General features: G+C 78.0%; 5 protein-coding genes. 3 read left to right on the top strand and 2 right to left on the bottom strand.

The window, feature by feature from the left end:
• Positions 1-110 precede the first annotated feature (110 nt).
• The 3 genes from IF43_RS42580 (at position 111) to IF43_RS0110370 (ending at position 4,510) form a co-directional block, all read left to right on the top strand.
• Positions 111-1,616, top strand: a complete 1,506-nt coding sequence (locus IF43_RS42580) for a hypothetical protein (RefSeq protein WP_267884747.1) — start codon at positions 111-113, stop codon at positions 1,614-1,616.
• A complete protein-coding gene (locus IF43_RS0110375) occupies positions 1,613-3,595 on the top strand; it encodes a GMC family oxidoreductase (protein ID WP_234332068.1) in 1,983 nt (660 codons plus the stop codon). Before IF43_RS42580 ends, IF43_RS0110375 begins: the two co-directional genes overlap by 4 nt.
• A 132-nt stretch (positions 3,596-3,727) precedes the next feature.
• Positions 3,728-4,510, top strand: coding sequence for a 1-acyl-sn-glycerol-3-phosphate acyltransferase (locus IF43_RS0110370; protein ID WP_051795041.1), 783 nt, complete (start codon positions 3,728-3,730; stop codon positions 4,508-4,510).
• Positions 4,511-4,659: 149 nt separating this feature from the next.
• On the opposite strand, the gene IF43_RS0110365 is transcribed toward IF43_RS0110370, so the two are convergent.
• Positions 4,660-6,147 (bottom strand): hypothetical protein, encoded by a 1,488-nt coding sequence (locus IF43_RS0110365; RefSeq protein WP_030197204.1) that lies wholly within the window; start codon positions 6,145-6,147, stop codon positions 4,660-4,662.
• Between the two features lie 82 nt (positions 6,148-6,229).
• Positions 6,230-7,774, bottom strand: coding sequence for a hypothetical protein (locus IF43_RS0110360; protein WP_051795039.1), 1,545 nt, complete (start codon positions 7,772-7,774; stop codon positions 6,230-6,232).
• Positions 7,775-7,894 lie beyond the last annotated feature (120 nt).

Below are 7,894 nucleotides of genomic sequence, written 5' to 3'. Positions count from 1 at the left end.
CCCCGTCGCAGGCCGGGCCCGAGCCGCCGCCCGCCCGCACCTCCACCCCCACCCCCGCCGGCCCCGGCCCCGGCCGCGCGGGCCTCCCGGTCCGCCTCGACCTGCGCGCCGTGTCCGACCGGCCGCTGCGCCCCCTCGGCACGACACCGGCCCGCCTGACCGGCCGGGTCCGCATCCGCGGCTGGGCCGACGACCCCGACGCCACGGGCGAGCTCGAGATCTCCCCGCTGGCCCGCCGCCGCATCCGCTACCGGCTGCACTTCACCGCCGCCGACGGCCGCGCGCTGACCCTCGACGGCTGGAAGTCCGTCACCCCGCTGCGCCCCGTGCGGTCCATGACCGTCCTGCCCTTCACCCTGTACGAGCGCCAGGGCGCGGCCCCCGACCCCGACGCGACCCCGTCGCAGGCCGGGCCCGAGCCGCCGCCCGCCCGCACCTCCACCCCCACCCCCGCCCACGAGGCGCCCCCGGGCCGCCGGATCGGCACCGGAAACCTCCGCTTCCCGCTTGCCACCGGCCTCCTCCCCTTCCTCGCGAGCTTCCGCTTCCCGCGCTCCCCGGCCACCCCCAGCGGCGCCGCCCCCGCGGGCGACGCCCACGACCGCAGCGGCGCCCCGTCCCCGTCCCGCGCCCCGTCCCCGTCCCGCGCCCCCTCCCCGGCCACGGCGCTCGCCCCGCGCTGGTCCGGCGAACCCGGCCGCACCGAGGTCTGGTACACCACCCTCACCGACCCGGCCACCGGAACCGGCCTGTGGCTGCACCACGAACTCGTCGCACCCACCGACCCCGCCCGGCCCGCACACGCCCACGGCTGGATCGCGCTCTACCCGCCCGAAGGCCAAGGCCCCGTCGTGCACGCACGCTTCGGACCCGAGCCGTGGCAACCACCCGGCCCCGACACGGACGGCTTCGCCACGCAGGAGGTCCGGGTCCGCCCCGGCCGCCTCACCGGGACCGCGGCCGGGTTCGCGTGGGACCTGGCCGAACGGCCCGTAGACGAGGCGCTGTTCACGTTCCCCCGCTGGTCCTGGCGGCGCCCGCTGCTGCCGGCCGCGCAGATGCTGCCCGCGGCCCGGTCGACGTACCGGGGCACCGTGACGCACCCCGGCGGCACCCTCACCCTGACCGGCGCCCCCGGGGCCACGGCCCGCATCTACGGGCACGGCAACGCCCGGCGCTGGTCCTGGCTGCACGCCGACCTCGGCGGCGGCGACGTGCTGGAGGTCGTCGCCGCCGTCTCCACCCGGCCGGTCCTCCGGGCCCTGCCCCCGCTGGTGTTCCTGCGGTTGCGCCGCGGCGGCCGCACGTGGCCCCGCCGCGCCGAGCGGACCGCCGTCGGCTGGGCCGGAGCCGGCCGCTTCAAGGCCCGGCTCGGGCTGCCGCGGTGGACGGTGACCGGCCGCGCCGGGCTGCGCCGCATCCACGTGACGGTCACCCAGCCGCCCGACCGGACCCTGGCCCTCGACTACCACGACCCCGACGGCTCCCACGCCGTCTGCCGCAACAGCGAGCGCGCCGACGCGGTCGTACGCCTCGAACGCTGGCGCGGCGGCTGGCGGACCGAGGCCCTCTGGACCCTCGAAGGTACCGCCCACGCGGAGGTGGGGGAGCGGTGAGCGCCGCCGGACTCGTGGCGGCTCTGCTCGCCACCGGCCTGCCGGACGCGCAGGACCCGGCCCCGCACGCGCCGGGCGCCGACCGGGGCACCCCGCCCCCCGCCCCGGCCTGGGAGCACCGCGTACCCGGCCGCCTCGACGCCGTGCTCCGTACGATGCCGGGCCCCGCCCGGGCCGGGGTGCGCGCCGCCGCGGCCGCCGTGGACGCGTACGCCGTCGCCCGCACCGGACGGCGGCTCGGGGCCCTCGACCCGGCCGCCCGCGAGGAACTCGTCCGTGCGCTCGGCGCCCACGCGACCCCGGCGGCCCTGCTGGACCTCGTCAAGGTGCCGGTCCTGCTGGCCGCCGGCACCGAGCGCCTGCTGGCCGCGCAACCACCCGCGGGCCCCCGCCCGTCCAGCCCCGAGGACCCGCCGCTGGACTGCGTGCCCGTGGCGCAGTGGCCCGCCCGCAGCACCGCCGACGCCGTGGTGATCGGCTCCGGCGCCGGCGGGGCCATGGCGGCCCGCACCCTCGCCCGGGCCGGACTGCGCACCCTCGTCCTCGAAGAGGGCGAGCACCACACGACGGCCTCCTTCGCGGCCCGCACCCCGCTGGAGCGCTTCGGCGCCCTCTACCGCGACGGCGGCGCGAGCGCAGCCCTCGGCCGGCCCCCGCTCCTGCTCCCCACCGGCCGGGCCGTCGGCGGCACCACCGTCGTCAACTCCGGCACCTGCTACCGCACTCCGGAGCACGTGCTGGCCCGGTGGCGCGACCGGTACGGCTGCGCGCTCGCCGACGGCCTCGAAGCGCGGCTCGACGACGTGGAACGCACCCTGCGCGTGGCCACCGCGCCGCTCGGCGGACTGGGCCGCAACGGTCTCCTGGCCCTCGCCGGCGCCCGCGAACTCGGCTGGCGGGCGGCTCCCTTGCGACGCAACGCGCCGGGCTGCAGGGGATCCTGCCAGTGCGTGGTCGGCTGCCCGACCGGGGCGAAGCAGAGCGTCCAGCTCTCCGTGCTGCCCGACGCCTGCGCCGCCGGGGCCACCATCCTCACCGGCGCCCGCGTGCTGCGCGTCCTGGTCGACCGCGACCGGCCCGGCGGACCCGCCGCGGCGGGCGTCCGGGTACGCCGGCCCGACGGAGGCGCGTGCGAGGTCCTGGCCCCGCTCGTGGTGGTCGCGGCCGGCGCCCTCCAGTCGCCGCCCCTGCTGCGCCGTTCGGGCCTCGGCGGCCACCCGCGGACCGGCCGCAACCTCAGCGTCCACCCGGCCGCCGCGGTCGCGGGCCGGTTCCCCCGACCGGTGACCGCCTGGGAGGGCGTCCTGCAGAGCGTGGGCGTGGCGGAACTGCACGACCGCGGCATCCTCATCGAGGCGACCGCCACCCCGCCCGGGATGGGCGGCGTCGTCCTGCCCGGCCTCGGCGCCGGCCTGCGCCGCGAGCTCGACGCCGCCGACCGGCTCGCCACCCTCGGCGCGATGATCGCCGACCTCCCCTCGGGCCGCGTCCTGGGTGCGGGCCGCCGCCCGCTGGTCCGCTACGACCTCGCCCCGCGCGACGCCGGACGCCTGCTGACGGCGGTCCGGGCCATGGGCCGGCTGCTCTTCGCCGCCGGTGCGCACGAGGTGCTGACCGGCATCACCGCCGCGCCGTACGCCCGTACGCCCGACGAACTGGACGCGGTCCTGGCACGGGTGAGGGCGCGTCAGCTCCACCTCTCCGCCTTCCACCCCACCGGCACGCTGGCCGCCGGCGCCGACCCGGAGCGCTTCCCGGTCGATCCCGAGGGCCGGCTGCGGGGCGTACGGGGCGTGTTCGTCGCCGACGCCTCGGTGCTGCCCAGCTGTCCGCAGGTCAACCCGCAGCTGACCGTCATGGCGGCGGCCCTGGCGGTGGCCGACACGGCCCTCGCGGGACCCGTGGCGGGACCCGCCGCGGGCTCTGCCGCGGGCTCTGTCGCGGGCGCCGGCACGGGCCCGGGCACGGGACGGGCGTAAGGGGGAACGAAAAGTCGATTCCGCCGATCGGGCGCAACTCGTGATCAAAGGACGCCCGCGGCCGTTGGACGGGGCAAGGGCCCTGTCCAGAGGGTGACTTGGCGTGGTGCGGGGAGCGAGGGAGGACGGCTCGTGTCGGAGAGCGTGGCCGAGGTGATCGAGGTCGCGGGGGCCGAGCTCCGGTTCCTCCGGAAACTGCTCGGCGATGTCGGGGAGAACGCCTGGGAGCGACTGCTCGAGTGGTTCGTCGACGACTGGTTCCGGCTGGACGTGCTCGGGCTGGAGAACATCCCTCAGGACGGCCCGGCCGTCCTCGTCGCCAACCACTCCGGCGCCTGGGGTCTGGACGCGTTCGTCCTGCAGAAGACGCTGCAGCGGTCCCTGGGCCGGCCGCTCTCCGTGCTCGCCGCGCCCTTCGTCTTCCGGCTCCCGGTACTGGGCCCGTACGCGGCGAGGAAGGGGGCGGTGCCGATCGGCCCCCGGGCGTGCATGGAGCGCCTGGCCCGCGGTGAACTCGTGGGCATGTTCCCGGAAGGGGTGTCCGGGCTGGAGAAGCCGTTCCGCGACCGCTACCGGCTGCGACCGTTCGATCCCGGTTTCGCCGTGGCGGCCCTGCACGTGGGGGCGCCGGTCGTGCCGGTGGCCGTGATCGGGGCGGAGGAGTCCAGCCCGAAGATGGGGGAGCTCCCCGGGCTGGCCAAGCTCCTGGACCTCCCGTACGTCCCGCTGACCTCGCCCTTCCCGCTGCCGGCGAAGTGGCTGGTCACCATCGGCGAGCCGATCGAACCCCCCGACCGGCCACGGGCGTGGGGAGCGCGCTCGGCGGCCGCCCGCCGGCTCTCCGCGGACGTCCGGGACACGCTCCAGGGCCTGGTCGACCGCGAGCGGCAGCGGCGGGGCGGGCTCGTGCGGTAGCGCTCGGGGGCGCAGGGCCCGGGGGCGGAGAAGGGTGAGCGGGTACGGCCGCGCACCGCCTCCTCCGCCTCCTCCGCCTCCGTCTCCGCACCCGGCCGTTCCGAGGGCGGACGGCGGCGCACCCACCAGGCACGCCGCCGTCCGGTCCGTCAGTCGCCCAGCCGCCGGGCCGCCACCCGGACCTCGGCGGCGGCGCGGGCGCACCGTTCGGCGTGGTCGAGCAGCCGCATCCGGAACCGCTCGCCCGTCTCGGTCCCGTTCCAGCCGGTGTCGGCGGCGCACTCGGCGAGGCTGCGCGCGTGCCGGTCGAGCCGGTCGGCGTCGGCCCGGGCGAGCGCCCCGTACGCGGCCGGGCTCGCGGCGCCGGCGGGCGGCGGCACCGCCCCGGCGGCACCGGCGGTCCCGGTGGCGAAGGCCACCTGCAGGGTGTCCGGCTCCAGGGCGAGCGGCACCCGATCGGGGGTGAACACGGGGGCGAGCAGCACGGGCCGACCGGCCTCCGCGACGTACCGGACGACCTCCTCGGCGACGCGCACGGCGAAGGAGCCCGCCGCGCACCCGACCGGGGACCCGCACAGCGGCGAGGGCGCGAACCCCGGCGCGCCCGCCTCGCCGCCGTCCCCGTCCCCGTCCACGTCCCTGTCCCTGTCCCCGTCCACGTCCACGTCCCGGAGCCAGCCCGGAGCGGCCAGGATCTCGGTGCCGGCCTCGACGGCGACGTCCTCCCAGACGAACCGGGACCGGACCGGGTGCACCGCCGCCGCGACGGGCGGGTAGTGGTCGAGGGCGAGCGCCACGGCTCCCGCGGGGTCGCCTGACGCGCCGGGGACGCGCGCCGCCGTCAGGGCCAGTGCCTGGAGGGCGGTGGCGACCGCCGCCCCGGAGACGACGGCCAGGGTGTGCGCGAGCACCTCCGTGGGGGCGACCTGCGGGCGCTCCGCGCCCTCGGTGCGGGCGCCGGGCACGGCCGCACCGCCGGCCGGCCGGGTCAGGCGACCCGCCACGGAGTCGGGGTCCGGGTCGGCCAGGTAGGGGGCGAGCCGGCGCCCCAGGGCGGCCGCCCGGTCGTCGTACGTGCGGCTGCCGGCGGCGCCGGCAGCCCGCCGCAGCACCTCGCTGAGCAGCGTGTCCTCCGCGGCGGCCGCTCCCACCACGACCCGCCGGGCGGCCCGCAGCAGGCTGGTCCGCCAGACCTCCCAGGGCAGGGCCCGGTCGTCGCGGCGGAGGTCGAGCACCCGGTCCAGCTCCTCGGACAGCGGCCCGGCGAACTGGTCGGCGGACGGCGCCGCGCCGGGCGGCAGCACCGCGTGCGGGTGCAGGCCGTGCCGGCGCCCGGCCGCGTCGAGCCGTACGGCGGGGGCGAGCGCGCCGGACTCGGCGCCGCGGGCGAGGAGCGCGGCCGTGTCGGACCGGTCGAGCGGCACGAGGAACGAGCCGAAGGGGGTGCGCAACCGCACCGGCCGCCCGGAACGGGTCCTGCGCAGGTGCGCGAGGACTCCCCGGGCGGCGCCCTCGCGGGTGAGTGAGTCCAGGCCCAGGGCGCGGGCGGGGGCGTCCGCCCAGGGCAGGCGGTGGGCGAGCATGGCCGCGCTGAACACGGCGTTCTCCAGGGGCCACGCGGTGGCGGGGGTGGTCATCGGGGGTGGTTCTCCCTCGGGTCGCGCCGGTCGCGCCGGACGCTCGGGTGGCGCTCGTCAGGAACGGGGGTGGCCGGCCGGGTCACCGGTCGCGCAGCATGTACGGCTGGTTTCCGGTGATCTCGCCGTCGTAGGCCCCGAGCAGCGCGTTGACCTGCTCGCGGTAGTGGGACAGCTCGCCGCGCAGGCTGTCCGAGTACGCCTGCGGGGCGTGCGAGAGCGGGTAGTCGTACGTCTCGTCCAACCAGGCGAGCTCCAGCCAGGTGTCCGGGAGGTCGTGGGGTGACGCCGGGCCGCGGCCGTCCAGCGTGGGGATGACGTCGTGCTTGTTGACCAGGCTGACGACCCGGGTGGTGTGGTCCGCGGGCCGCTTGCCGTCGATGGGCGAGCCGAGGGTGACCACGTGGGTGATCCGGTACTCGGAGGCGACGTCCGCGTCGCCGGCGAGGTTCATCGCCGTCAGCCCGCCGAGGCTGTGGCCCACCAGCATGAGCTCCGAGCCCGCGGGCACGCCGGCCCGCCGCAGCAGCTTCCGCGCGGCCCGCGTGTACGTCGTGTCCGTGCGGAGGAGGCCGTCGAAGGCGCCGACGAGGTCCTGCGGGGTGCTGTTGCTGAGCAGGCCGAAGCTGGTGCCGGGGAGCAGCAGGACGTGGCGTTCGGCGCCGTCCGTGCAGGCCACGCGCCGGAGCAGGACCAGGCCGTGGTTGCCGAGGGCGCCGATGTCGTTCACGTAGCTGACGACGTCGTTGCGGGAGGTTCCGAGCACCTTCGCGAGGATCGGGTCGGGTTCGGCCCGCTCGGCGCGGCCGGGTCCGGGGTTGAGGTACTTGAGCAGGGAGCTCGGCAGGCCGAGGAAGGGGTCCGTGGTGGGGATGCCGCCGGCCAGGGTCACCCAGGAGAAGCCGTCGTTGACCGGGTTCTCGTCCAACAGGCCGGTCAGCGCCAGGAGTTCCATGATGACGGGGCTGACGGTGGTGAGGGCACGGGTGACGCCGAGCCGCTCCGCCAGGGCGTGCAACGCGCGGACGGCCTCCAGCCGGTCGCCCGCGACCAGGGCACCGGTGAGCCGGCGGGCGTGCGGGGAGTCGAGGTTGGGGTGCGTCACGGTGGCGGCCTCGATGCGCAGGGCGAAGGCGTCCACCGCCATGGCCACCGAGGCAGGACGACGGTACGTCAGGTTCCCTGCGACGCGCGCGAGTTCGCCGACGATGCCGCCGCTGGCCCCGAAGCCCAGGCCGGCCGGGCTGGTCAGGGCGCGGACGCAGGACAGCGCCGTGCCGAGGCCCCAGCCGGGACGGCGCAGCGCCTGGAGCCCGAACCGTCCGCCGGTCAGGGCTCCGGTGAGGTCGGCGCCGGCCTGCCGTGCGGCGAGGGCGGCGTCGGCCAGCAGCACGGAGGCGGCGACGAGGAGCTCGGCGTCGGTGCGGCGGGCCGGGCCGCCGGCCGGGTCCGTACCGCCGGGGTCCCTGCCGCCGGGGTCCGTACCGCCAAGGTCCGTACCGCCCGGATCGGTCGCGTCCCGGGAGGCCGGGGCCCCGGGGGAGTCGGGTGTCCCGTCGTCGGGAGCGTGCTGGCGCTGCCCGTTGAGCAGCTGCCGTGGGGACTGCCCGGTCGTCTGAGGCGTCACGTTCGAACCTCTCGTCGCATGGCCCTCTGTTCGTGACGCATCGTGACACCGGGCGCGGGCGGCGGCGGCGCACGCCGACGGCCCCACCAGCGCGCACGCGGGTGTCCGCGCCGCCGTGCC

The sequence above is a fragment of the Streptomyces sp. NRRL S-87 genome, assembly GCF_000719335.1.
Taxonomy (GTDB): Bacteria; Actinomycetota; Actinomycetes; order Streptomycetales; family Streptomycetaceae; genus Streptomyces.
Note: the sequence above shows the minus strand (reverse complement) of the source record. Positions and strands in the feature narration are given on the sequence as shown.